General features: G+C 44.5%; 26 protein-coding genes and 2 pseudogenes. 14 read left to right on the top strand and 14 right to left on the bottom strand.

Going from position 1 to position 23,915, the window contains the following annotated elements; genetic code table 11:
* Positions 1–37 precede the first annotated feature (37 nt).
* The 3 genes from MKY62_RS09675 to MKY62_RS09665 all read left to right on the top strand — a co-directional run bounded on the left by MKY62_RS09675 (position 38) and on the right by MKY62_RS09665 (position 1,357).
* Positions 38–259 (top strand): hypothetical protein, encoded by a 222-nt coding sequence (locus MKY62_RS09675; RefSeq protein ID WP_003182041.1) that lies wholly within the window; start codon positions 38–40, stop codon positions 257–259.
* Positions 260–645: 386 nt separating this feature from the next.
* Complete coding sequence (locus MKY62_RS09670; protein ID WP_071583991.1) at positions 646–984, top strand: multidrug efflux SMR transporter; 339 nt, start codon at positions 646–648, stop codon at positions 982–984.
* 13 nt (positions 985–997) lie between these two features.
* Positions 998–1,357, top strand: a complete 360-nt coding sequence (locus tag MKY62_RS09665) for a multidrug efflux SMR transporter (RefSeq protein WP_003182037.1) — start codon at positions 998–1,000, stop codon at positions 1,355–1,357.
* On the opposite strand, the gene MKY62_RS09660 is transcribed toward MKY62_RS09665, so the two are convergent.
* Positions 1,354–1,809, bottom strand: coding sequence for an OsmC family protein (locus tag MKY62_RS09660; protein ID WP_003182035.1), 456 nt, complete (start codon positions 1,807–1,809; stop codon positions 1,354–1,356). The genes MKY62_RS09665 and MKY62_RS09660 overlap by 4 nt on opposite strands.
* Positions 1,810–1,966: 157 nt before the next feature.
* Between MKY62_RS09660 and MKY62_RS09655 the strand changes: the two genes are divergently transcribed.
* A complete protein-coding gene (locus tag MKY62_RS09655; protein ID WP_003182032.1) occupies positions 1,967–2,272 on the top strand; it encodes a hypothetical protein in 306 nt (101 codons plus the stop codon).
* A gap of 54 nt (positions 2,273–2,326) precedes the next feature.
* Here the strand turns inward: MKY62_RS09655 and MKY62_RS09650 are convergent, their stop codons facing one another.
* From MKY62_RS09650 to MKY62_RS09640, 3 genes are all read right to left on the bottom strand, one after another.
* Positions 2,327–3,178, bottom strand: a complete 852-nt coding sequence (locus MKY62_RS09650; protein WP_339614093.1) for an NmrA family NAD(P)-binding protein — start codon at positions 3,176–3,178, stop codon at positions 2,327–2,329.
* A gap of 14 nt (positions 3,179–3,192) precedes the next feature.
* Positions 3,193–3,612, bottom strand: coding sequence for a nuclear transport factor 2 family protein (locus MKY62_RS09645; protein WP_003182028.1), 420 nt, complete (start codon positions 3,610–3,612; stop codon positions 3,193–3,195).
* Positions 3,613–3,699: 87 nt separating this feature from the next.
* Positions 3,700–4,284, bottom strand: a complete 585-nt coding sequence (locus MKY62_RS09640) for a TetR/AcrR family transcriptional regulator (RefSeq protein ID WP_003182026.1) — start codon at positions 4,282–4,284, stop codon at positions 3,700–3,702.
* Positions 4,285–4,466: 182 nt separating this feature from the next.
* On the opposite strand from MKY62_RS09640, the gene MKY62_RS09635 reads away from it, so the two are divergent.
* The 3 genes from MKY62_RS09635 (at position 4,467) to MKY62_RS09625 (ending at position 6,334) form a co-directional block, all read left to right on the top strand.
* Positions 4,467–5,726, top strand: coding sequence for a glycosyl hydrolase family 18 protein (locus MKY62_RS09635; protein ID WP_011197993.1), 1,260 nt, complete (start codon positions 4,467–4,469; stop codon positions 5,724–5,726).
* Positions 5,727–5,837: 111 nt separating this feature from the next.
* Positions 5,838–6,038: a hypothetical protein gene (locus tag MKY62_RS09630; RefSeq protein ID WP_003182022.1), complete on the top strand. Its 201-nt coding sequence runs from the start codon at positions 5,838–5,840 to the stop codon at positions 6,036–6,038.
* On the top strand, positions 6,035–6,334 hold the full coding sequence (locus MKY62_RS09625) for a spore coat protein (RefSeq protein WP_003182018.1): 300 nt from the start codon (positions 6,035–6,037) through the stop codon (positions 6,332–6,334). The genes MKY62_RS09630 and MKY62_RS09625 overlap by 4 nt, the downstream gene beginning before the upstream one ends.
* 47 nt (positions 6,335–6,381) lie before the next feature.
* On the opposite strand, the gene MKY62_RS09620 is transcribed toward MKY62_RS09625, so the two are convergent.
* A complete protein-coding gene (locus MKY62_RS09620) occupies positions 6,382–7,959 on the bottom strand; it encodes an APC family permease (protein WP_011197992.1) in 1,578 nt (525 codons plus the stop codon).
* A 125-nt stretch (positions 7,960–8,084) separates the two neighbouring features.
* Positions 8,085–9,275 carry a UDP-glycosyltransferase YjiC gene (gene yjiC, locus MKY62_RS09615; RefSeq protein ID WP_003182014.1) on the bottom strand — a complete coding sequence of 397 codons (1,191 nt, stop codon included), beginning with the start codon at positions 9,273–9,275 and terminating at the stop codon, positions 8,085–8,087.
* A gap of 455 nt (positions 9,276–9,730) precedes the next feature.
* Here yjiC and MKY62_RS09610 point away from each other — a divergent pair, with 455 nt between their 5' ends.
* Both MKY62_RS09610 and MKY62_RS09605 read left to right on the top strand, forming a co-directional pair.
* Positions 9,731–10,747, top strand: coding sequence for a serine hydrolase domain-containing protein (locus MKY62_RS09610; RefSeq protein WP_011197991.1), 1,017 nt, complete (start codon positions 9,731–9,733; stop codon positions 10,745–10,747).
* Between the two features lie 33 nt (positions 10,748–10,780).
* A complete protein-coding gene (locus tag MKY62_RS09605; RefSeq protein WP_003182010.1) occupies positions 10,781–11,431 on the top strand; it encodes a TVP38/TMEM64 family protein in 651 nt (216 codons plus the stop codon).
* 48 nt (positions 11,432–11,479) lie between these two features.
* Here the strand turns inward: MKY62_RS09605 and MKY62_RS09600 are convergent, their stop codons facing one another.
* The 7 genes and pseudogenes from MKY62_RS09600 to MKY62_RS09570 all read right to left on the bottom strand — a co-directional run bounded on the left by MKY62_RS09600 (position 11,480) and on the right by MKY62_RS09570 (position 19,165).
* Positions 11,480–11,791, bottom strand: coding sequence for a YbjQ family protein (locus tag MKY62_RS09600; protein WP_003182008.1), 312 nt, complete (start codon positions 11,789–11,791; stop codon positions 11,480–11,482).
* 567 nt (positions 11,792–12,358) lie between these two features.
* Positions 12,359–13,221, bottom strand: a pseudogene (locus tag MKY62_RS09595) (alpha/beta hydrolase).
* Positions 13,222–13,337: 116 nt separating this feature from the next.
* A complete protein-coding gene (locus MKY62_RS09590; RefSeq protein ID WP_081365313.1) occupies positions 13,338–14,228 on the bottom strand; it encodes an MFS transporter in 891 nt (296 codons plus the stop codon).
* Positions 14,149–14,712, bottom strand: coding sequence for an MFS transporter (locus MKY62_RS09585; protein WP_003181998.1), 564 nt, complete (start codon positions 14,710–14,712; stop codon positions 14,149–14,151). The genes MKY62_RS09590 and MKY62_RS09585 overlap by 80 nt, the downstream gene beginning before the upstream one ends.
* 307 nt (positions 14,713–15,019) lie before the next feature.
* Positions 15,020–16,489, bottom strand: coding sequence for a potassium/proton antiporter (locus MKY62_RS09580; protein ID WP_003181996.1), 1,470 nt, complete (start codon positions 16,487–16,489; stop codon positions 15,020–15,022).
* 134 nt (positions 16,490–16,623) lie between these two features.
* Positions 16,624–17,301 (bottom strand): YoaK family protein, encoded by a 678-nt coding sequence (locus tag MKY62_RS09575; protein WP_003181994.1) that lies wholly within the window; start codon positions 17,299–17,301, stop codon positions 16,624–16,626.
* A 448-nt stretch (positions 17,302–17,749) separates the two neighbouring features.
* Positions 17,750–19,165 carry a flavin monoamine oxidase family protein gene (locus MKY62_RS09570; RefSeq protein ID WP_026080856.1) on the bottom strand — a complete coding sequence of 472 codons (1,416 nt, stop codon included), beginning with the start codon at positions 19,163–19,165 and terminating at the stop codon, positions 17,750–17,752.
* 257 nt (positions 19,166–19,422) lie between these two features.
* Here MKY62_RS09570 and MKY62_RS09565 point away from each other — a divergent pair, with 257 nt between their 5' ends.
* The 5 genes and pseudogenes from MKY62_RS09565 to MKY62_RS09545 all read left to right on the top strand — a co-directional run bounded on the left by MKY62_RS09565 (position 19,423) and on the right by MKY62_RS09545 (position 22,924).
* Positions 19,423–19,533, top strand: coding sequence for a YjcZ family sporulation protein (locus MKY62_RS09565; protein ID WP_011197990.1), 111 nt, complete (start codon positions 19,423–19,425; stop codon positions 19,531–19,533).
* Between the two features lie 417 nt (positions 19,534–19,950).
* Positions 19,951–20,454 (top strand): annotated as a pseudogene (locus MKY62_RS09560) (hypothetical protein); the annotation flags it as partial.
* A gap of 207 nt (positions 20,455–20,661) precedes the next feature.
* Positions 20,662–21,156 carry an arsinothricin resistance N-acetyltransferase ArsN1 family A gene (locus MKY62_RS09555; protein WP_011197989.1) on the top strand — a complete coding sequence of 165 codons (495 nt, stop codon included), beginning with the start codon at positions 20,662–20,664 and terminating at the stop codon, positions 21,154–21,156.
* Positions 21,157–21,534: 378 nt separating this feature from the next.
* Positions 21,535–21,921, top strand: coding sequence for a (2Fe-2S) ferredoxin domain-containing protein (locus MKY62_RS09550; RefSeq protein WP_003181982.1), 387 nt, complete (start codon positions 21,535–21,537; stop codon positions 21,919–21,921).
* Positions 21,922–21,931: 10 nt separating this feature from the next.
* Positions 21,932–22,924 carry a GTP-binding protein gene (locus MKY62_RS09545; RefSeq protein WP_003181980.1) on the top strand — a complete coding sequence of 331 codons (993 nt, stop codon included), beginning with the start codon at positions 21,932–21,934 and terminating at the stop codon, positions 22,922–22,924.
* A gap of 503 nt (positions 22,925–23,427) precedes the next feature.
* Here the strand turns inward: MKY62_RS09545 and MKY62_RS09540 are convergent.
* A complete protein-coding gene (locus MKY62_RS09540; RefSeq protein ID WP_011201654.1) occupies positions 23,428–23,865 on the bottom strand; it encodes a hypothetical protein in 438 nt (145 codons plus the stop codon).
* Positions 23,866–23,915: the final 50 nt, after the last annotated feature.

Here is a 23,915-nt window from a genome sequence, read left to right as displayed (position 1 = left end):
TAGTCAGGTATCATTTTATTATTGGAGGGATTTTTTTATGTATCATTTCGACCATGCTCCTGTATATGACGACGACAGCCAGCGAATCATTGGCAGGCCTTTCTTTGGCGGACCTTTTGGGCGGCCGTTTTTCGGCCCGCGTCCATTTTTCGGTCCGGGCCCCTTCTTCGGAGGATTTTTGGGCGGCCTTACTGCCGGAGCGCTTCTCGGCCCTTGGGGATATCCGTATCCGCCGTATCCTTACTATCCTTATTTCTGACAGATAAAGGCTCTTTCAGGGGCCTTTTTACATTACTTTTTTCTTGACTTAGAACTTTTGCATCAATTAAGATGGATTTTACCAACCGGTTAGTGAAGCGGGGTTTTTTTTATGTCTAAAAAAGGGGAAAGCTTTGAAGAAGCTCATAACGATTTCGGAATAAAAGCTGAAACACTTTAAAATCGTTTATGGGCTGCGCTTTATGATATTCGAATGAAAACTACCGTTCAACTTTGTACAAGCGCGCGCAGAGGGCGCTGCGGAGTTTGCCCCCCCGGCCTTTGCATATGTCAAACTCGTATCCGGCGCATCTGGCTTTCGGGAATGTTTCAATTGGAACTGCTGGCTGACGAAGAGAAAGCTCTCCTTTTGAATCATGCAATAAAATCGATAGAGGAGGATTCCGTATGATTGCAGGCTACATTTTTCTTCTGATCGCCATCTTGTCAGAAGCGGCGGCAGCCGCCATGCTGAAAATATCTGACGGGTTCGCGCGCTGGCAGCCGTCGGTTCTTGTAGTAATCGGCTACGGTCTCGCATTTTACATGATGTCGCTCACATTGCAGGTCATTCCATTAAGCCTCTCCTATGCGACTTGGAGCGGAGCGGGCACCGTTCTGACTGCAATCATCGGCGTCTTGTGGTTTCAAGAAAAGCTGAACCGGCGAAATATCGCCGGCATTATCTGTCTCGTGTCAGGCGTTGTACTGATCAATTTGTCATAAGGAGGCGAATGTCATGAAAGGCATGATCTTTTTGGCGGCTGCCATTTTGTCCGAAGTATTCGGAAGCACGATGCTGAAGCTGTCAGAAGGCTTTAGCGCCCCCCTGCCCGCAGCCGGCGTGATAATCGGTTTTGCGGCTTCTTTTACATTTCTGAGCTTTTCATTAAAAACACTGCCTTTATCAGCGGCTTATGCGACTTGGGCCGGCACCGGAACGGCCTTGACAGCTGCAATCGGGCATTTTATATTTCAGGAGCCATTTAATCTCAAAACTCTTATTGGGCTTACTTTGATCATCGGCGGCGTCTTTCTGCTCAATTCAAAGCGCACCGAAGCAGCGGATCAAAAGGCTCAGCTCACGATCGAAATCTAATCCGCTTTGGAGACGACAATCTTCGGCTCTAATTCAATGGCGACGTTGCCCTGAACCGCCCTTGATATCATGCATGATGTCTCCGCTTTTTTAGCCAGTCTTTCGGCAAGTTCGGCCTCTTTTTGCGCCGCTTCTTTCGGGAGGCGGATCAGAGGTCTGTGAATGATTTTTTCGTACGTAAACACCCCGCCTGTCACATCGACAACGGCCTCGGATTCCATCGTCAGGCTCTCTTTTTCCAATCCGCTTCTTTCCATCATCGCTGCAAGTGTAATGATATAGCAAGTCGCAGCGGCACCGAGCAGCATTTCGTCAGGGTTTGTCCCCGCCCCCGGGCCGTCCATTTCCTTTGGTATCGAAATTTCGGTTTTTAAATTCCCGCTTTCAATCCTTCCGATGTCGTTTCGTTTTCCAGGCCAGTCTGCCTGAAGGTAAAAATGATGTTTAGCCATAAAAAATACCTCCTTTTTTTATCCTGCTTAAAAGTCTACCGGTATTTGACCTTTCTGTCTTATTATTTGCCTATCAAACCGTGACAACTGTCTAACACACAGGGCATAAGCGGAACATAGAATACAACGAAAATCCGCACGAGAAAGGACGAAAGAAATGGAGAATGCAGAACATTTACAGCAGACGGCGGTTCCCGAACAGCATACGCATATCCCCCAGTATCAGCATCCCGAAACCGCCTTGCACCACATTAAATGTCCGTTGTTTCCCCACTTGAAACATAAGACGTTGTGCACAGTAGCACCTTTTGTTCATTACGGTTTAAATGAAGCCCAAGCCACTTCCTATCACCATGCCATGGAAGAAGTAGCGGCAATGGCTTATTTAATGGGCATGGGAATGAACCCTCACTTGGCCTACTGTACAGTTGAGTCATGGGAAATAAACGAAACATTTTATTAATTGGACTGAACGGTCAAAAATGAAGAGAAAAGACCGTTCAGCTTCAGGAACGAGTTAAAACAGACGCCAGCGTCCGGTGTATTCATTAGCGAAATCAGCCAGTGAACGCGGTTTTTTTCCCGTGATGCGTTCCACTGTATCCGTGATGCGGTTTTCTTTGCCGTTCTTGATTTTCTCATCTAATTCCGACATGAAGCCGGCATAATCGGGAGATAATCCTGCCTTTATATACCTTGTTCTCAACGCGGACACTTCGACATTGACATGTCTGATGTCGCGGCCTGCCGCTCTGCCGATGATTGCCGCGGCTTCGGCATAACTCAAGGCTTCCGGCCCGGTCAAAATATGGCTCGTATTATGCGGCTTTTGATCAAGCAATGCGCGCACAGCTACTTCAGCGATATCGTCTGCATCTATAAACCCGACTTTGCCGTCGCCTGATGCGGTGACGATTTCATTTTTCTCCCGAATCGAAGCGCCATGCTGATGGTCAAAATTCTGCATGAAATATGAAGGCTTTAGCACCGCCCATTCAGGAACATATCGCCTGACCGCGTGATGAAGCTTCCCGAAAACCGGTCCATTTTCATCAATAATTGCAGCGCTGAGCAGGACAATGCGGCGGACGCCGAATGCCGATGCCATTTCCAAAAAAGGCAGTACGATTGGCGACGGTTCGTATACACCGACAGGCGCAACCAAATACAATGAGTCCGTGTTTTTTAATGCGTCTTTGTAAGTTGTTTGATCATTCCAGTCAAAATATACATGTTCTGCTCCGGTAATTGCAGGTATTCTCCGGCTTGCGATCCGGACGCCGGCACCCAAATGCACGAGCCTTTTGGCGATTCGGCTCCCTGTCGTACCGGTTCCGCCGGTAATCAATATTTTTTTTCCCACTTTCATCACTCCTTGTCAGATTATAAAAAGGTTTGCAGCTGTCCTCCGAACGATTTGACGACAGTCAAAGGATTCCAATAATCTTTGTAGTGGACAATTTTGCCCGCTTTAAGGTTTACAAGGCTGATGTACTGTTGGTTATAAGGAAGACCCGTCTCACACACAATGCCTTCACATTCAAATTCGACAGCCGAATAGCCCGATTTTGCCGTTTGATGAATAGTCGGCGCTGTAAAGCGGACAATATCGATTTTTTCGGGAAAATCCTTTATATAATCGTAAATCGCTGACTTACCTTCTATTTTTTTAGGAAAAACCGGCGGTGCGTATGGATGCTCAAACACCGCATCTTGATCCCAAAGCTGTATCCACTTTTCCATATCCTTTTCAAGCATCGACTGCAAAAACAGTTCCATCACATCGGTTATCGCACGCGTCATTTTCTTTCCTCCATTCTTTTTTGACCAATCAGTCTAAAATAGTGATAAAAACGGGCAGCAGCCCATCTCCCCATGACAAACAATATATCAATCAAGAATAGACAGGCTGACATCGATCAGATCCTGAAGGGCATCAAAATCCCCCGTTAACTTCGCCTGAAACGTGAGCGACAGCCGGGTTTGATTCAAAAAACGGGCAACTGCTGAAAGATCATGGAGGCCCTTCTTTAGTTCCCCCTGTGACTGTGCTCGGACAAGCGCTTTGTAAAAGGCGGTTTCCAACTGCTTTGTCTGCTTATCGAAGTATTCGGCAACCTCCGGATCGCGGGGAATTTGTTCAATTGCGCTGTTGATGATATAGCATGCCTTTGAACGTTCGGGGTCTTTCAGAACGTTTAAGCTTTCCTGGAAGATCTGCCGAACCGATTGCTTCACTGATCCGGGGCTTTCAAGCATGGCGATCACTTGCGCATTTTTATCATCTAGATATCTTGTAAGGGCGGCGATAAACAGACCCCTTTTAGTCCCGAATGCATTGTACAGACTTTGCCTGGCAATTCCCAGGCGGCTGAGCAGCTCCTGCATCGACGCCCCCTCATAGCCGAATTGGCCGAAAACCTCCATCGCTTTATGAAGGACGAGAGCGGTATCAAATTCTTTGCTCCTTCCCAAGCCCCTATCACCTCCTTTATTTGAAGGATACACTTTCTAGACTGTTCAGTCAAGAATTATCCGCTTCACGGTTCTATTCACCATTCCAGCTGTAAAAAACGGCGCATGATCCTTCTGCAACGGTCATAGACATAGCATAAAACCCCCTGTCACATACAGAGGAACAAAAGGAAGTGTGCCAGTTGTTTATTTATACAGTCCAGCCGGGAGATTCACTATTTGTCATCGGCGCCAAGTTCGGAATTTCGATTGACCAGATCCGATTGGCGAATGGGTTGATCGCAACAAACATTGTCCCCGGACAGGCTCTTTTAATACCGCTTTATACATATACCGTTCAGCCGGGAGACAGTTATTACACGATTGCCCGCCGGACGTTTGTATCCGTCGAAGCATTGCAAAAAGCAAATCCGTCTGTAACCCCTTCCAATATGAGGCCGGGGATAAAAGTGATGATTCCGGAATTGCCGAAAAAACCGATCACTGCTTTAGGATATTACACACTGAGAAACCCCCGGTTAGACCAGGAATTGATTCATAATTTTGCCCCATACGCCACGTATCTGGCATTTTTTGAATACCACATTTCAAGCGACGGATCGTTAAGCGAGCTGAATGATTCACCGGCCGTACAAACGGCTTGGAGACGGCGCGTTCCTCCCCTCATGACAGTCACCAATCTAACTGAATCAGGCTTCAGTCCGTCTCTTGCGCACCGCGTATTAAATCAGCCTGCCGTAAGAAATCGCCTCATCGACAATATTGTCCAAACGATTTCCAGAAAAGGATATGCAGGCGTCAATATTGATTTCGAACAGATTTTGGAGGAAGACAGAGATTTATTTTCAGGTTTTCTCCGCCTGTTGAAAGAGCGGCTGAAGCCGTCCGGCTATGTGTTGACGATTGCCGTTCCGCCGAAAACAAATGAAAATATCGCCTGGCTGAAAGGGTATGACTATGGCGGAATCGGTGCAGTGAGCGACCTTATCTTCATCATGGCATACGACTGGCACCACGGGACAAGCGAGCCCGGCCCCATTGCTCCGATCAATGAAGTCCGGCAAACAATTCAATTTGCTCTCCGCCATGTCCCCAAAGAAAAAATCGTTCTCGGCTTTCCGCTTTACGGCTATAACTGGACCCTGCCCTATCAGCCCGGTGCCGTATACCCCGGAATCGCCAACCAAGACGCCGTTCAGCTCGCCATGAAGCACCAGGCACCGATTCAATATGATACAAATTCTGAGTCCCCTTTTTTCAGATACACCGATGAACAGGGCAGACGGCATGTCGTATGGTTTGAAGACGCACGCAGCATCGGAAAAAAACTGCAGCTGATCACCGAATACGGACTTGACGGCGGCGGCGTCTGGCAGCTCACACTCAGTTTTCCGCAAGGAACATGGCTCTTGACCAAATTCTTTCGCGTCCGAAAAGTCTGACATCATTATGTGATTTATTGTAAAATAACAAACCGAATAATCCCGCTAACGAATTTTGATACTAAAGATGTGTCCTTCACACAATAACAAATTTGAAAGGAATGTTTGCGATTGAATAATGCGATCCATGAAACATTGGAGCTGCATGAGCTGTTAATGTTTAAAAACCTTTGTCTGACAAAGTCATCAACAATGACGGGAATGGTTCAGGATCAAGAGCTTCGCGACATCTTGGAGCGTGATGCATCCCAAACAAAGCATCAGATCGAGCATTTACAAGGTCTATTGTCAGTGAGAGGTGAAACCGTATGAACGAATTCATCCAAAACATGACAGGCATGGGCGCGATGACTGAACAAGTCATTGCCACCGATTTTTTAATCTCGGCAAAAACCGGTGTCAAAAACATTGCCACAGCTATCACGGAAACATCTTCTCCAGAAGTGCGCGAAACGCTTAAGCAGTATTTAAACGACGCGATTGACACCCATGAACAGATCACAAACTATATGATTTCCAAAGGGTATTACCATCCTGCGAATTTATCTGAACAAATTCAGATTGATACCAAAGCTGCCGAAACGGCTAAAGATCTTCCGCAACTGTAATAAAAACGTGTGAATACCCCGCAGTCCATACAGCGGGGTTTTCATACTTAAACGGTTTCTTCTTTTTTCTCATCATAATCAATGACTGCCTTTGGCAGCGCCGTATATTTCGCCCAGTAAAATACCGCAATCGATCCTAGCGCGATCAAGATTAAATCGACCGGCGTTCTCAATAGGCCAAGGCCGTTACCGAATGAGCCCAGAAACGATAAAATCAGGAGCATCACATAATATCCGACGATCCACCAGCTTGATTTAAGCTGCTGTGCAAACGAAACATCGTCCTGCGGAACGTATTTTTTACACGCGCAATAAACAGCAAACATCACAAGCTGTGATCCGAGCAGCCATGACACGGTGTTCCACCCTGACCAATAGACGATATACGACGCAAATATGAAGGAGACAGGAGCGATGACAGCCATTCCTTTGATTTGCAGAGGCTTTTTAAGCTGCTTGGCATTCACATTCAGCGCCGCTGCTGAAACCGGAGCAATCGCATAGGAGAGGATCAGGGCAACAGAGCAAACATTGACGAGCGCGTCCCAAGACGGAAACGGAAGCGTCCAAAAAACGGCGAGCGCAAACGACAGCCACAACGACGGACGCGGAATTCCCGTTGGTTTATTCACCTTGGCAAAGATTTTGAACAATGTGCCGTTCCGCGCCCATGCATAAACCAAGCGCGATGTTGTATTCATAAAAATATTGCCGTTTCCGCCGGGTGATAAAATCGCATCCAGAACGACAAGAGTGGCAAGCCAGCCCATCCCGAGCAGCACCGCGATATCTTTAAACGGAAGAGAAAATTCCCTGCCGATCGCTTTCCATCCGTCATTTAGCATATCAGTCGGTATGGCTCCGATAAACACCACTTGCAGTATCGTATAGACGCAAGCCGAAACAATGATGCAAATCAGCAGAGCAACCGGGATGTTCCGCTGCGGATTTTTCACTTCGCCGGCGACCGAAACGATCGGATGTAGACCGAGGTATGCGAACATCACCCCGCCGGTCGAAATGGATGTCTGAACCCCGCCAAAGCCAAACGGCGCAAATTCTCCCGCAAAGTTCGCCGATTTAAAATGGAATATCAACACGATGATGATTGTCAAAGGAACAAAATACTTAAAAACCGAAATAATTAAATTTGATTTCGCAAACGCTTTGACACTCCAATAATTCAGTAAAAAGAACAAACAAAGCAGCGCAAACTGCAAAAGCCAGCCGATAATCGTCGGCGATTCAGAACCTTTTATCGTCAAACCGGGAAACCAATAGGCTACGTATTGCCTGACAGCCGTCACTTCGATCGAAATCAGGCTTGTATAGGCAACAATCGTGATAAATGAAATCAAATATCCGACAAGGTGGCCGTGGGTATACACCGGATAGCGGATAATCCCGCCCGTCCGCGGCAACGCAGCTCCCAGCTCGGCATAAACGAGGCCGATTAAAAGGATAATGACGCCGCCGATAATCCACGAAAAGCTTCCAGCGGGCCCGGCTTTTGAAGCGACATTGCTGACGGCAAACAGCCAAGCCGATCCGAATATCGCACCCATGCCGATCAAAATCAGGTCAAGCAGAGAGATCGTTTTTTTGAAATTGCCCTGATTTGACAAAACACTTCCTCCTTTTTAATACATTTAATAGAAGGTAGTATGTTCAAAAAGCGCCGCTGTATACTTTTCCCGCTTCCTTACGGCAGCAACAAAAAACCCGGGGATTCCCGGGTTCGTTTAAATGGTTATTTTACTCCTGCGGGTGCTAAAAATGCCTCAATTTCATCTGCGGCTTTCTCGGCCCCTCCGGCTTGTTTAATGTGCTTTTGCATGTCCTGTATCCGTTTCAGGACATGCGGGTCACCATCCGTCTGAGAGACGGCTTCCCGCAGTGAAGCTGCTGTTGTGTCTTCCGGCTGCAAATGCTTGCCAAGCCCAAGCTCTTCGACGCGGCGGGCAGTGATTTCCTGTTCAGGCATTTGCGGAACGGCAACGAGCGGTACACCGGCATTCAACCCTTCCATCGTACTGTTCATACCCCCATGGGTGATGAACAGCTCCGCTTTCTTCAGGATCTCCAGCTGAGGAACGCGCTGATGAATCGAAAAGTTCTCAGGTATGTCATCAAAGCTTTCAGGATCGATTGTCGTGCCAACAGCCATGATAACCTGCCACTTCGTGTCCCTGAATGCTTCTATGCACATATGATAAAATTCCGGCCAGGCATTGAACGCCGTCCCTAAAGATATCAGCATGACAGGACGGCCGCTGTCCGAAATAATCGGCGTTTCTTTTTCCTGAAACTTGCGTTTGGCAAGAGAAGGACCAACAAAAGAGAACCGCTCATCAAACGTTTCGCCGTAAGGCTGAAAAGCACGAGGCATAAAGACAATGTTCAATTTTGCAGGCTCGAACATATCCTCAAAGTTAAATGACGGAAGATTCGAATTTTTCAAAGCATCCTCTTGCTCAGGCGTCAGCTCGATCTTAAACTCTTCAGAAATGGATCTGAATGTAAAATGTTCGTTCTGTGCATATGTAGAACAAAGGCGGACCGCCTCTATTCCAAACTTCTCAGCCAGCAGTTTTCCCGCCATGGCCATAAAGTCAAAAAGGATAAGGTCTGGCTTGTCATTCTCATAGAGCGCTTCAAGCTGAGGAAGAACCTCCTCCATTTCTTTGATAAACATCAGCGGAGCCTGCGACATATCTTTTTTATTTTTCATCAGCTCCCGAATTTGCTGCGGATCGATATTTAAAGTTGAGCGGTAGTTGAGCGGCTCTGCCCCAGTTTCCTCAACAGCCTTCACAAACTCATCCGTCACCGGATATGTTACCCGATAACCGCGTTTGACAAGGCTTGCCGTTAAAGCTAGCGTTGGATTAATATGGCCGTGAGCCGGAATATTAAAAATCGCGATATGTTTATGTCCCATTTCTTAACCTCCTGTTATTTTTGCTTCATGACAGCACCAAAGATTTAAAAATCTCTTTCACTATGTTAAATAACATATTATAGATCATAAAGGAAAAACCCTTCAAAATTAAATTAAAATTAAAAAATACTAATATAGTCCTTTTCCTTGCAAAAAAACACAGAACTTTAGCCCTTAGTTTAAGGCTGTGTACGACTTTATTCCCCTTTTCGTTACTGCCGACTTATATTTCAATCGTTTTATAATAAAAAACATCCGTCAAAACAGCACTCGTTTTAACGGATGTCATGAAATTGCCTTATTTTAAATTTAGCTTAAATTATTCTGCAAATGATGGAAAATACAAAAAAATTTTTATAATGTTATTTTGGTCGCGCTTCCTGCTTCATTTCCTTTCAAAACTATCGTTTATTGTTTTCTTCTTATCATAATTAGATATGAAAGGACTGTTGTTATTGGTATATACAGCGGAACATCTTGATGATTATTTAATGGAACAAGCATCCAACAATCATTTTCACGGCAGCATTTTGCTGGCAGATTCAAACGGTATACTGTTATCGAAAGGATACGGTTATGCCAATTGTAAGGACAAGGTGAAGAATGAACCGTCTACACGCTACCAAATTGCCTCACTGACAAAGCAATTCACAGCTATAGCGGTCATGCAGCTGCAAGAAAAGGGGCTGCTTCGTACAGATGACCCGGTACAAAACTATTTAGAAGGCTATCCGAACGGCGACAGCATTACCATCAAACATTTATTAAGCCATACGTCCGGAATTCCTGATTTTCTAGAGGAAGAATTGCTCGATATTGAGCTGGAGCGCGCACCGTTGGACCAATTTATCAGACGTTTTATTGACAAGCCGCTTGAATTTCGGCCGGGACAAAGGTTCAATTACAGTAATTCAGGATACATACTGCTTACAAAAATCATTGAAACGATCACAAATGAAGCTTATGGAGACGTTATTCAACAATTGATCTTTGACCCTTTAGGCATGAAAAACTCCGGTTTTTTCTCTTCTCCGGAAGATATTTCGCCTACAGTCGGATATTTATGCCTGAATCGTGAAATGATCAAAGCGCCTATCGTATACGGCTACGGGGAAAGCGGGCTGTATTCAACCGTTGAAGACTTGTACTTATGGGACAGGGCGCTTTACACCGAGAAGCTTGTCTCAAAAGATGCTTTGAAAGAAGCCCTTTACAGCCGCGTCAAAAAGCAGGCTTTTGCAGCCGAAGGCCCTTCTCCGGCGCTCATTCAAAACAATTCGATCGGATACGGATGGTTTATTAATCATCAAAATAAGTATAAAATATGGCATGATGGAGAAATCCACGGTTTTATCAGCTCAATTAACCGATACATGGATGAGAAAAAAGTGCTGATTATGCTCAGCAATTGCAACCTCTCAAAAACTGACGAGATTTTGGCACACTTAGAAGAAGCTTTATTGCAAATGTAGAAGCTAAAGACAAAGAAAGGCAGCGGGAGCGGTATGATCAGAAAACTATTCACTATCATCATCATGGCAAGTATCATCGCGGTCGGATTCGTCTGCAAAGATTCCTGGCTCGACGTCATCAGGGACGGAGGCGTTTATTCGGTATTATTCAGCATGCTGCTTGTGGCGGCCTGTGTATTTTTCCCGATCGTCCCGTTTGCGCTCATTGCCGGATTAAACGGCGCCTTGTTCGGAATCGCAAACGGCGTGCTGATCACGCTGACGGGGTCTATGCTCGGCACCATGCTCTTGTTTTTCCTCTCACGTTACGGATTCAGAGACATGGCTCGCAGACACTTAACGAAATACCCGAAAATGAGCGAATATGAAGCGTATTTTAACCAAAATGCTTTTACAGCCGTACTATTGGGCAGGCTGATCCCGGTTATCCCAGCCGTTGTCATGAATATCGTCTGCGGTTTAAGCAAGGTGAAATGGGCTGTCTTTTTTGCGGCTTCGACGCTTGGAAAAGTCCCCAACGTTCTCGTCGTCTCTATCGCAGGTGCCAATTTCAGCGAAAACAAGCTGCTCTCTGTCGGCGTCTACGGCTTATATATGGCGATCATAGCGTTTGTCATCTACAGAAAGTATCCCCATCTGACTCAAAAACATAAAGAGACGAAACAGACAGGGAAGCCTTCTTGACTCGCTGAGGCGGCAACGAGAGCCGCCGCCTTCGTTTTCGATTGCAAGCTAGCCGATTACAACAGCCGTACCATATCCGATGAGTTCGGAGGTTCCCTGGCCTGCAGACAGTTCGAACCTTAGACCGACGATCGCGTTTGCTCCAAGCTCTTCAGCTTGATTCACGAGCCGTTCCCTCACAGCTTTTTTCGAATCCTCAAGCATTTGGGTGTAATTTTTTAATTCTCCGCCAATGACTGACTTCAACCCTGACAGAATATCTTTTCCGATATTCCGCGACTGAACGATGCTGCTTGTGACAAGCCCTTTGACTTCGACAATGTTTTGATTTGCGATTGTATCTGTTGTGACGATGATCATCAATATCCTCCCTTTTCCTAAACTTACTAGCTACCATACCACATTTGCCGGAAGCGTGCAGTTATTTATTCATCATATCGGCTGGATTTTTAAAATGTTAAGTTTTTCATGCAACGTTTCACCATATTGCATAGCCGCATCGTTTCAATCGCGAGTTTAGGAAGAAGCTGCCGCTTGCCGCAAGCCAAACTGCGCCATATCCATTCAGCAGGCCCAAATTGAAATATCCACAGCCAAAGACGACTTCCCTATGGGCTAAAAGAATGCCAAGCAAAGCAAACCCGCGGATGATATCAAGTTTACCAACTCTCTCCCCCCTGGGAAATCGCAGGCAACGGTAATCAATGATTCATCCCGTACCTGTCCCTCTATCGGAATAGATTCTTATACATAAGTTTCCCTTGTGCTCCGAAAACCGGCCAGGGAGGATTTCTCATTCATCTTATTTGCAAGTCTTGTACGACGTTCATCAGTTCTGTTCGGAAAGATCATTCTGCTCTTGATTAAAAAATTGCACTACTTCATTTGCGGGTAGGCTGCGATCCTAAAATTTTATTCATCTTATGATCAAGATGATGTGGTTTTTAAAAAGCTGATGACCTTCTGTGAGACAGATTTACCCTCTGTTCCCAGCCAAATGAGATGACCCCAGCTGTCTGCCTGATAGACTTCTGAAAAAGGAATCAGTTTTTTTGCATGAAAAGCATGCTCGGCTGGAACAACACGATCATATCGGCAATGCATAATTAATACCGGACAAGAAATCTCCTTCAAATGATGGAAAGATAAATCGTCTATATTTTTTAAATCAAGCAAGAACCCTCGACTTGAACGCTGTCTGTTGTTCATTTTTCTCATTTCTTCAATATCTCCCTCCGTGACTTTCAGCATCGCCTGATCAGCAGGAAGTGTAGTAAAGGAGGATAGCATTTTCTTAAAGATCCATTCCGGAAATCGATTGTTAAGCGCCGATATCAGCTTCCATACGGCCTTTTCAACAGGCGGCCGAAAGATGATCTGACCAACTTTATATTCAATATCCTTCGCTGTCAGCCACTGCTTTGTGACAGCGCTTTGCAAAATTAAGGATTCTACTCTTTCCGAGTATTTGGATGCAAAACATATTCCGCTTGGCCCGCCGGCTGACACCGCAACCACATGAACTTTCTTGATATTTAAATGATCAAGCAGTTTCATATGTAATAGCAGGCAAGTTCCAAACTGTCCCCGATTTCTTTCGATGTCCGGCCATACCCTGCACGGGAAGGCGTGATGATAGAGAATCGGCTCTCATAAAGATCTCGATACCCAAATTCCTCGCGGCAATTCGAATGACCTCCGTGCATCACAAGAATCGGCTTCCCTTCACCTACTCGCGAATATTCAATTGTCAGTCCGTCAATTTCAAAGGTGCCGATGCTTCTTTTCATCATTTTCATCCTCTCAAGAAGCTTTACATCAAATACGATTTTCTTTTCATTATGTTTCAGAAAATCGAGTCAGCATAAAAAACGGCTGGGCTTTCCCGCCCAACCACTCGAATATCCTAAGATTTTTTGCGTTTGCAAGTCAATAAATATAGCAATCCGCCAGCCAATACAAAAACTGTGAATATGGCAAACGAGCGGCTGAATACAGCACTCCAGGCATCGTTCATTGCCGGAAGCGCAGAATAGCCAAACCCGTGCACTGCCATCAAGCCTCCTGCTAATGCGACGCCTATTCCTTCAGATAAAAAACAGGCAAAGTTCAGCATCCCCATTCCAGCGCCTGCAGCCTTTTCTTCCAAGCTTTCTGCGGTACTGTTTGAAATTGCCGTTTTCACAAATGAAAGACCGCCAAATATAAACACGAGCATAATCGTCATCAACCATGGTGTCCGGTCGCCGACCTGTGACGCGGCTGCCATGGTTGACAAGATCAATAACCATCCAAGAGTAAAAACAAACCGGCTGCCGAAGCGATCTGTAAGGGCTCCGCCCGCAACGCCGAAAAAGATAACGCCCACAGTGCCCGGAAGTAAGATGCCGCTCCCGATAGTATCGGCATTTAAGCTAAACAAGACTCTCATCATATAAGGAACGACAGAGACGATTCCCGCAACGCTTCCCAATACAGTACATCCTGCCAAAACGACGCCTATATATCGGCGATTCTTTATTAAAGAACGGTCAATAAACGGATGTTCTGCATGTCGGGTATGAACTGCAGCTCCAATCAAGCAAAAAATGCCCGCCAGTAAATAAAAGACATGATACAGCGATATATATACAGCGAACATCACAATGCTGATTGTCAGCAGTCCGATCCCAATGATATCCAGGTTTGCTTTTGCAGCGGCTTCATCAGGCATATTTCTAAAGAAGAAAGGAATCGCCATCAGCACTGCCATCGGCAGAATAAACAGAAACGACCAATGAATATAATGTACAATCAATCATTCCGCCGATGGCCGGACCTATTCCCTCGCCCATTGCCACCAGTGATCCGACAATGCCGAATGCTTTGCCCCGGCCCTCCGGACGGACATAGCGCGTGATGATGACCAGGATAAGCGCGGGTACAGCGGAAGCCCCGGATCCTTGAACAAAGCGCGCAAAGATCACAGCCGGGAAATAAGCTTGAGCCAACAAACCCATAAATGAGCCTCCGCCATAGATGAGCAGTCCGGCCACAAACAGCTTCCTGACGCCGTACATATCAGAAAGCCTGCTGTAAACAACTGAACCGGCAGCAAAGGAAATGATGAAACTCGTATTCACCCAATTTGCCGCCGCAGGCGACACGCCGAATTGATTTTTTATGTCCGGCAATGCAACATTAAATACGGTTTCGTTCATCACGCTGAAGAAAGCGACAAAGCTAAGCCACCAAAATGCCTTCTTTTGATGTTTAAAGGTTTGTATTTTACTGTTTTTCAATTGAATGATACCCCCAAAATTAAAGGGGAATCACGCAGTTTATAGGGTTAATGATGCGCTTTCCCCTCGAATGTTAACCCACTTATTTTTTTGCACTTCATCATTCATGCGCCTCCTAATATTTGATTTTTAAATTATAAATGGATATGAGCAATTGATCAACAAAGGTCTAAATGTCACTTATCATATAGCTGAACTTCCACATGGCAAAAAAAGGCCAATGAAGAATACCGGTGCAGTACCCTTCATTGACCTTTATTCGTGACATACTGAGCAAGTCTGCCTTGTACTGTGCTTTTCCGACGGCTTAATCAAATTCTCTGTTTAAAAATTTTTTCAGTTCCTTCTTTTGTTTTTTCGATACGAGGATATATAAAATATCGCCTGGTTTAATTTTCGTTTCTCCATGCGGCGTGACCAAATCCCCATTTCGGATGATCGCATTGATCAGGGCATCTTTTGGAAAGCTGATGTCTTTCAGCATCTGCCTGGTAATGGCTGCTTGGTCATCGACTTCAAATTCGATAATTTCGGCGTTCGCCTTGCCGATGGAAACAAGCTCCAGCGAATGCGGCGCTTCTACTTTCTGCGGTCCGTTCAATTTCAATTTTTCTGCGAAGACCGATATGGTTGACCCTTGGATCAAAGCCGATGTTAAAACGACGAAGAATACGACATTAAAGATCAATTGGCTGTTTTCAAGCCCCATCGTCATCGGAAATGTTGCAAGAACGATCGGGACTGCCCCTTTTAATCCGGCCCATGATAAGAAGATTTTTTCGTTAAAATTAAAGCCCATTTTGATGGTCGACAGAAAAACGGCAACCGGCCGGGCGATAAAAATTAAAATCAGGGAAAGCAAGAAGCCCTTGAAAATAATATCGAAGGATAAAAATTGGGCAGGAAAAACCAATAATCCGAGAATGATAAACATCAAAATCTGCATCATCCAGGCAAAGCCTTCATTAAACCTGAAAATGGAATGTCGGTAAGTCAAATCTTGATTTCCGATGACAAGCGCGGCAATGTAGACGGCCAGTAAGCCGCTCGCCCCGATGACATCTGTAAGACTGTAGGTAAGAAGCGCAAAAGCAAGAGCGAAGATCGGATAAAGTCCGCTCGAATCCAAGTTGATTTTATTGATGGCAAAGCTGGCGAACCGCCCGAGTAAATATCCGAGCAAAAGTCCCATTCCCATCTGCCAGAAAAATGAAATAACAAGCATGAAATAAGATGAATGGTCAGCCGTCAGCAGCTGGATGAGCGATAAAGTCAAAAACATCGCCATCGGATCATTTGTACCCGACTCTGCTTCTAGAGTGGAGCTCAATCTGTCTCTAATATTCTGGCCTTTCAATACGGCGAAAATCGCGGCTGCGTCTGTAGAGCCGACAATCGCTCCGAATAAAAAGCCCTCCATCCAAGAAACATTAAAAATCAGCTTGGCGGCAACCGCAACCACGCAGGTGGTCAGCAAAACGCCAATCGTCGCGAGCGACAATGAAGGAACGGCGACCGCTTTGACCGAAGACCACTTTGTTTGCAAACCGCCTTCAAAAAGGATGACGACAAGTGCGATAATTCCAATCAGCTGGGCAAGCTCGGGATTATTAAAATAAATAATTCCGAGACCATCGCTCCCCATGATCATCCCGACAATCAAGAACAATACAAGGGCGGGCACTCCGAGCCTAGTCGAAAATTTCGTTGTCAGTACACCGATAATCAGCAATAAGGCCGCTAATAAAATAAACTGCTCCATATTAATGTGTTCCAACCATTTATCCTCCTCCCAATCTTAACCGATACTGGTGCTTTTCCCCGTCCTATTACCCGGACTTGCACCTTCATAAAACATATGTAACAATCGATGGTTCACGAATGCCGGTGTATAGAACCGTCCTTATCTGGTCATCCCTCACTCTTTCCGTGAAACCTTGTGCCTGCAACCGCAATAATACCGATAATGATAACGATCGGAATCCAAATCACAACAAACGGATGCTCAGGTTCAGCAAGTGCGGCAATGACAGCCCCCAGGCAATAGAGCACAATCGTCAAAGCGCGAAGCCATGCGTCCTTATGGATGACCTTTTGGTTGTTATTACTGAGGAATCGTTTTGTCACATCTTCGAAAAAGTTTGCCAGCGTCCCCGTTAGGACAGTAGTGGAAATCCCTGCAATGCCGAGCTTTCTGGCTGCCGTAGTCTGAAGCCCCATCGCAATGCTTAACAGCAAGATTAAAAGGTGCGGCGAACTTTCAAAGAAAGTCAGGCAGGCAAATAGAAGCAATACGGCTGCTTCCACAGCAAGTGCAATCGTGACGCCTGTCGGCCAGAACGATTTTTCCTGTTTTCCGACAATGGCTGCTGATATAATCACGCCGATGATAAATCCGAACAGTGCGATCAGCGAGTACACGGCGGTCGCATGAAGAGAATTGCCGATTGATAATCCTAACAGTACGATGTTCCCGGTCATATTAGCGGTAAATACGTGACCGATACTTAAGTACCCAATCACATCTACAATACCTGCTGTCAAACAGAGAAGCAAAAGCATGATGTTTCGATCACGAGCAGCATTCAATGTGATTCAATCCTTTCTTAGCTATTCTGCCCGGCAGAATGTTAAGTCATTCCATCCGGTATGTCATGAGCCTTTCCTAAGGGAAAACTCGTTTTGGGGGCTTTTTTTGTTGTAAGAAAAAGGAGGGTTCTTAACGAAAAAATGCGGGCAATCCGATCATTCACCTCAGCAAAACACTTTTTTGCTTGTCGAGTTACATCTGCAATTCAATTGTATCATAAGCATTAAAATTTTTTATAAATGAAGTTCTTAAAAACTTGTTTTTACGAATGGAAACACTTCTTACTGTTGAGGAAGCAAAAACAAATTTACATCCCCTCAGAAGGCGGAGTTTATTGGAAGATCCGTCTGTTTAACTCAATAAAAACGAACAAGCCGCTTTTTAACAGCGACTCTTCCCCATCCCTTAAAATCGGTTCTTTCTATTAAAATACTTGCAAAGTTCATGTTATACGCGGGAGGCCTGATTTACTTCATACGCCGCCCGTATTCCCGATTCAATCGCTCCCTGCATCCACCCATGAGTGAGGGAAGCGTGTTCCCCGGCGAAATACACCCTTCCTTCAGGCATCGGAATATAAGGATACAACTCTAATTCCTGCCCTGGTTCGAAAGCTGTAAATGCTCCGGCTGAAAAAGGATTTTGCGTCCAGCTGAAAGAAGCGCCTGATACAAACTCAGAATACACGATATCTCCATATATTTTCGCTAAATTTTTCAGCGTATAGCGGATCCGCTCTTCTTCAGGCTGACTGTCCCATATTAGCGCTTCATCAGCCCACGTATAGCTCGCTAAAATGACAGCATGCCCGTGTCCTCCTATGCTGCTAGGGTAGTATGAAAAGCGAATCGGCAAATCGGTAATCGATCTGCCGCCGCGCTGTCCGACTCTTTCCCAAAACCTGCTCTTAAATTCGATTCCTATTTTTGTCGCCGCAATATAGTTAAGCTCCCGAATCGCTCTCCGCTTTTGGTAGGAAAAGGATTCAAACGGCTCAAATGCCACAAATCGCAATGCTGAAAAAGGTATTGTTACGATCGCGAAGTCACCTGTCACCGCTGAATGTTCTGCCGACTGCTGGTGAATGCAATGGGCTGTTACACTGTTTTTAGTTTGAGACATTTTCATCAATTTTTGACGGAATAAAATATTCCCCTTTAATTGCGGAAGAAAAGCTTGCGTCAACAGGTCCATGCCGCCTGTAATCTCATAGAAGCGAGTCGGCGATGTAAAAAAAATCGATTCCCGCAATACTTCGACAAGGGACAATCCCATGTACGCTTCCATGTCCAAAAGCACACCAATCATATCGATGGAACCGCTTGAAAAATGAGTGTTGAGAAAAGATCCTAACGATTCGTTCCTGTATTGTTTTTCAACAATACGCCAATTTCTCGCCGGATCTTGGCTGATAAAATTGAGGATAGGCTGCAAAGCAGAAAGCATCAGCTGTTCTGCCGTTTTTCCCTGCTCATGGGGAGCAACAGGGAACCTTAAAACGCCCGGATTTTTTTCAAACTCATGAAGACGGGTTTTCACGCCGTTGACGTAAAGAATATCCATGGGGGTTCGGTTGATAAACACATTGACAGGCAGATTAAACTTCTTAATATATTCCATCGTTAAAGTATGGATATCGGGGATGCGCATCGGCCCGGCATTGAAATACAACCCTTCGCTAAAGGGCGCACGGGAAGTAAAAACACGCCCTCCCGCTCTGTCATTTGCTTCCACAATCGTCACTCTATGCCCGGCATTCTTTAATAAAGACGCTGCGATAAGTCCGGACAACCCGGCACCAACGATCATCATATGCTTAGGGTACTGTGCCGTTTGAAGACCATTCCTGATGATACGAAGCATGTCTTTTTCAGTTAATTGAAAATTCAATTTATTCAGCGCCCTTTTCGGTGGATTTATTGCATTATATTCCGTTTAAAGGACGCCAATCACCATTTTCATCCTCTCTGCACGAAGTCCTCATGATAGTCGGCTCTTCATCTGAGACTCGCATGAGGGTGAAGTTGGTTCAACTATTTTTAAAAATGTAAATCAATATCCTATACCAAATTTATAAAGTGACATAGGATAAACTATGTCTCTTTAGGGAGGTGAAACATATGAGCGGAGGTTACGGACACGGAAGCGGTTTTGCTTTAATTGTTGTTCTGTTCATTCTCTTAATCATCATCGGCGCCAGCTGGTTCGGCGGTGGATATGGAGGCTACTAAAAAGTTCGTTTTAAAAGTCAGCAATAACTTATGACCTTCTCCTTATTTTACATGTTCTCCTCCTGCTTACCGTTGTTGACTCCATCATGAAAGGCTCTTTTTTAAAAAAGAGCCTTTTTTTAATGCAATACAGATACCGAACCTCTCCTGCTGCTGAATGTTAATAGAAAATTAATGTTTTTTTCAAAAAGAGACATGATTTTCATTCTATTAATGCTATTATTTTTCCATCCTATTAATAAATAGGAAAATTAAGAGAGGGAGTGTTGTTATATGTTTAAAACTAAGTTCAAGAAAACAATTGGGATTGGACTCGTTGCCGCTGCCTGTTTGATTTCCGCGTCGACGGCAAGCGCTGCGTCGCAAAATGAAAGCGATGTTAAAGTGAAACTGGACGATCAGCAGCGGAATCAATATACGGTCAAATCTTTCCACTACTTAACCGTTGACGGAAAAAATGTGGATTCGCCGGCTCAAGCCAACGCCAAATCCGTCAGAGATGTCAAAGTAACCATGGTTCTGCCCAAGCAGAATAAGAACGGCGATTTGCTTGCGTATGGATTTACGAGCAAGGTTACTTTAGAAGCCTTTATCGCGAAAGACAAGCAGAGGCTTGAGAAGCAATTCAAACCTTCTGCCAGCGGTCCCTGCTGTACCGATTTCTATGAATATAAAAATAAAGGCGGGCAGTATATTTACTGGAGAGACGGATTTAAAAACTTGCCATCCAGCTGGAATGACAGAATTTCATCGTTAAGTACGGCGTCTCCTTCATCAAGCTATTCAACGACGCTGTGGGAGCATACTTCAACTCAAGGATACGGCAAAGGCGTTTTGTTTAGACATTCCGATTGGTACGGCAAAACTGCTAATATGGCTTCTGATTGGGACAATAAAGCTTCGGCCATCGATATCAAGTAACGGGAAATAGAAACATTTATTCAAAGATGAAGTGTCAAAAAAATAGAGAGCAAAGCTTAGGCCTGCTCTCTTTTACCCTGTCTGTTGCCAATTCCGCTTAGATCCGTCAAGCAAACAATAACGAACGCGCTTTCAAAAACTTGCGGACAATTTAGTGACCAACTTATCATATGATGCTGCACTCGAAGTCCTTCTACGGAGGAACTCATGCATAACATAAACATTCGAAAAGCTATTTCTGCCGATTTGCCATTTATCTTAACTATTTATAATCAGGGCATTGAAGATCGAATTGCGACTCTGGAGCAAGATTTAAAGGAAATGAGCGATATCGAAATATGGTTTCAGGAACATCAAGGGCGCTATTCTGTCCTTGTGGCCGAATCAAAAGGAGAAATTGTAGGCTGGGCTTCTTTGAACCCGTACTCCCACCGTTGTGCTTATCAAGGTGTTGCCGACCTTTCTGTCTATGTTGATCGTGCATGCCGCGGAAAAGGAATAGGCGGCCTCCTTCTTCAAGCTCTAGAAAAAACAGCTAAAGAGAATAGTTTTTATAAAATCGTCCTCTTTACATTTCCCTTTAACGAACTTGGGCAAAACCTATACAATAAAATGGGCTACAGGCAAGTTGGCATCTTTAAAAATCAAGGAATTTTAGATGGACGTTTTATCGATGTAATGGCAATGGAAAAATTGCTATAGATAAAAAACCCCTTGATTGCTCAAGGGGTTTTTGCGCCAAGGTGCGGCTGGATAAAGAAGCTGCACAGATCTCATTGGCACCGTTTAACCTCTTCTATTTGCGTTTGACTTGAAAAAGAGATAAAATGATTTTCAAATCGTAATAATTACGTTTTGTTGTAGTATTGAAATAACCAAAGGCGCAAAAGAAGGCTGAAATATATGGAGCTTTTCGAAAGGAGTGAAATACTGCGGATGTTGCCGGGGCCGTCTCCCCGTTATGAGTATCACCTTTCGGACAGTGATCGACCGGGGCGCCTCTATATTCATTCTCAGTTCTTTATCATTTTATCGCTTACAAATCGGAATAATTCTGTTTTATTTGGAGGGAAGATACATATGGCGACATGGGATTTAAGTAATATGAAACATCATATTTTTATCTGCAACGGCAGCAGCTGCAATCGGGCCGGAGCTGAGGAACTGACTCAAGTGATTCGGCAAGAAATCTCGGACCGGGAGCTTGATGATTTCATTCATACAACGCGCACGCGGTGTAATGGAAGGTGTCAAGATAAGTGCGTGGCCATCCATTACCCGAGAGGAACTTGGTATAGAGATTTAAAACCTGAGGATGTCCCCCTCCTGATTGACTCGCTTTGTACCAATGAAGATTATAAAGAAAAAGCAAGCCATTTGTATGACGGCCAACGCTTCGAACGTTCATCCGGCGTCATCTCCGGAGTTCCAAAAGAAAAAGTAATCAAAGTATCGAAAAAATTTTAAATGGAGTCGAATGATCATGCCTATAACTAAAAAGAAAATTCCTGTCGCTATTCTCACTGGGTACTTAGGCGCCGGGAAAACCACACTTTTAAATCGAATACTTACAGAAAAGCACAATCAAAAGATCGCGGTTATTGTCAATGAGTACGGAGAAGTCGGGATAGACAACCAGCTTGTCGTTGATTCTGAAGAAGAAATTTTGGAAATGAACAACGGCTGTATCTGTTGCACGGTCCGCGGAGATTTGATTCGCATTCTGAGAACGCTTGTATTCTCAATGGATCAAGGGAAAGTTGCATTTGATCGCGTTTTAATCGAAACAACGGGACTGGCTGATCCTGCCCCCGTTGCCCAGACGTTTTTCATGGATGAACTGCTATCCGAAATATTTGAAGTTGACAGCATCGTCACGGTAGTAGACAGCAAGCATGTCACCAGACATCTGGATGATCAGGATGAAGCGCAAGAGCAAATCGCATTTGCTGACGTCATCATCCTCAATAAAACAGATTTAGTATCGAATAACGAGCTGAAATCCTTGGAGCAAAGACTTGTCAACATTAATCCTACGGCTAAGAGGCTGTATGCCAGAGATTGCAAGGTCAATTTAAGAGATATACTGGGGATCAATACGTTCGACGTCAATCGAAAAATTGAAATCGATCCTCATTTTCTAGAAGATCATCATCACCACCATCACGATGATAAAGTGTCTTCTATCGCTTTTCGGGAAGAGAAGCCTCTTGATTTGGCAAAGGTGGATCATTGGATGAGTTATCTCGTACGGGAAAAAGGAGAAGATTTATTGCGTTATAAAGGGATCCTTTATATTAAAGGCGAAGAATATCGAATCGTATTCCAAGGGCTTCATATGCTGTTTTCAGGACGTCCGGACCGGAAGTGGAACGAAAACGAGAAAAAACAAAGCGAACTTGTTTTCATCGGAAAGGACTTGGACAAAGAGGAACTGGAGCGGCAATTTAAAAATTGCATCGCAAAGTAACTCTTTCTCGCTTTGTTGGCTCTCTCTTTGCTTAACAGAAAGACCCGAGATTTGATTTTGCGAGTCTATTTCAAGGGCAAAATCAGTTTTTAAGCAGGTTATTTGCCTGCTTTTCTTTTTGTTCTTATAAGGACTTCCCTGCGTCCCCTGACTATCGCGCGCAATCCTGCATAGACTCCAGCCTCCAGCCGTTCCTCCTGTGAAGCTGACGACCTTCATCATCATTCGATACATCCGAGTTCACACTTGATAAGGGAAAGGTGCGTCTCCCATTCTGGCCAATAAAAAAGCGGCCACCAATCAGCTGCACAACATCCATATGCAAAAGGTCAGTGTCCGCAGGCTCTCCTTCTTGGACTCGATATTCACGTTCGTTTTTCTTGTCTCTATCGTATGACAAAGTGGAATAGAAAAAGTCCCCCATTTTATCCCCCTTTTTGTCGGATTTGAATATGAAAAAACCTTGATAGGCAGTTGCCAATCAAGGTGTTTAAATAGTTCTCTTAGTTATTCTTTTTAATGTTATCAAGACTACATTTTCCAATATGGATCTCGTATTGTTGTTCTTCAAAAAATATTTTTGCAATCATTCCTGTAGATTTATCAGCAATTAGGAAATTATCAGGTTCTGACATTTCCCAAAGCTCATGAATTGCTTTAGAATAGTCTAAAACTCGAACATTTGCCCACACTGGTTGTAAACATTTGGGAACAACGATAAACCACTCTTTTTTTTGTTTAAGGAAACTTAGGGAATTTTCTATCCATAAAATATTGTTTTCTTTAGAATCCCCAATTAATTTATAATAAGTTGGTTTGGAATCTATTCTTCGAAATTGTTTTAGTAATGGCTCGAACAAGTCTATCCAAGGAGAATCAAACTCTTCAAAATCTAATAGTTCTAAGCAAGTAAATTCCTTCATCGATTTCCTTGCATTCATTATCGCTTTTTTTGTTTAATAATTTCATTACGAGACGACATAACTTCCTC

The sequence above is a fragment of the Bacillus sp. FSL R7-0646 genome (genome assembly GCF_037969865.1).
Taxonomy (GTDB): Bacteria; Bacillota; Bacilli; order Bacillales; family Bacillaceae; genus Bacillus; species Bacillus licheniformis.
Note: the sequence above shows the minus strand (reverse complement) of the source record. Positions and strands in the feature narration are given on the sequence as shown.

Coding starts and splice junctions, on each gene's coding strand:
- MKY62_RS09665 (WP_003182037.1), top strand. CDS start 998: ATGAAAGGCATGATCTTTTTGGCGGCTGCCATTTTGTCCGAAGTATTC.
- MKY62_RS09675 (WP_003182041.1), top strand. CDS start 38: ATGTATCATTTCGACCATGCTCCTGTATATGACGACGACAGCCAGCGA.
- MKY62_RS09655 (WP_003182032.1), top strand. CDS start 1,967: ATGGAGAATGCAGAACATTTACAGCAGACGGCGGTTCCCGAACAGCAT.
- MKY62_RS09565 (WP_011197990.1), top strand. CDS start 19,423: ATGAGCGGAGGTTACGGACACGGAAGCGGTTTTGCTTTAATTGTTGTT.
- MKY62_RS09625 (WP_003182018.1), top strand. CDS start 6,035: ATGAACGAATTCATCCAAAACATGACAGGCATGGGCGCGATGACTGAA.
- MKY62_RS09570 (WP_026080856.1), bottom strand. CDS start 19,165: ATGCTTCGTATCATCAGGAATGGTCTTCAAACGGCACAGTACCCTAAG.
- MKY62_RS09555 (WP_011197989.1), top strand. CDS start 20,662: ATGCATAACATAAACATTCGAAAAGCTATTTCTGCCGATTTGCCATTT.
- MKY62_RS09605 (WP_003182010.1), top strand. CDS start 10,781: ATGATCAGAAAACTATTCACTATCATCATCATGGCAAGTATCATCGCG.
- MKY62_RS09540 (WP_011201654.1), bottom strand. CDS start 23,865: ATGAATGCAAGGAAATCGATGAAGGAATTTACTTGCTTAGAACTATTA.
- MKY62_RS09660 (WP_003182035.1), bottom strand. CDS start 1,809: ATGGCTAAACATCATTTTTACCTTCAGGCAGACTGGCCTGGAAAACGA.
- MKY62_RS09550 (WP_003181982.1), top strand. CDS start 21,535: ATGGCGACATGGGATTTAAGTAATATGAAACATCATATTTTTATCTGC.
- yjiC (WP_003182014.1), bottom strand. CDS start 9,275: ATGGGACATAAACATATCGCGATTTTTAATATTCCGGCTCACGGCCAT.
- MKY62_RS09650 (WP_339614093.1), bottom strand. CDS start 3,178: ATGAAAGTGGGAAAAAAAATATTGATTACCGGCGGAACCGGTACGACA.
- MKY62_RS09645 (WP_003182028.1), bottom strand. CDS start 3,612: ATGACGCGTGCGATAACCGATGTGATGGAACTGTTTTTGCAGTCGATG.
- MKY62_RS09600 (WP_003182008.1), bottom strand. CDS start 11,791: ATGATCATCGTCACAACAGATACAATCGCAAATCAAAACATTGTCGAA.
- MKY62_RS09545 (WP_003181980.1), top strand. CDS start 21,932: ATGATCATGCCTATAACTAAAAAGAAAATTCCTGTCGCTATTCTCACT.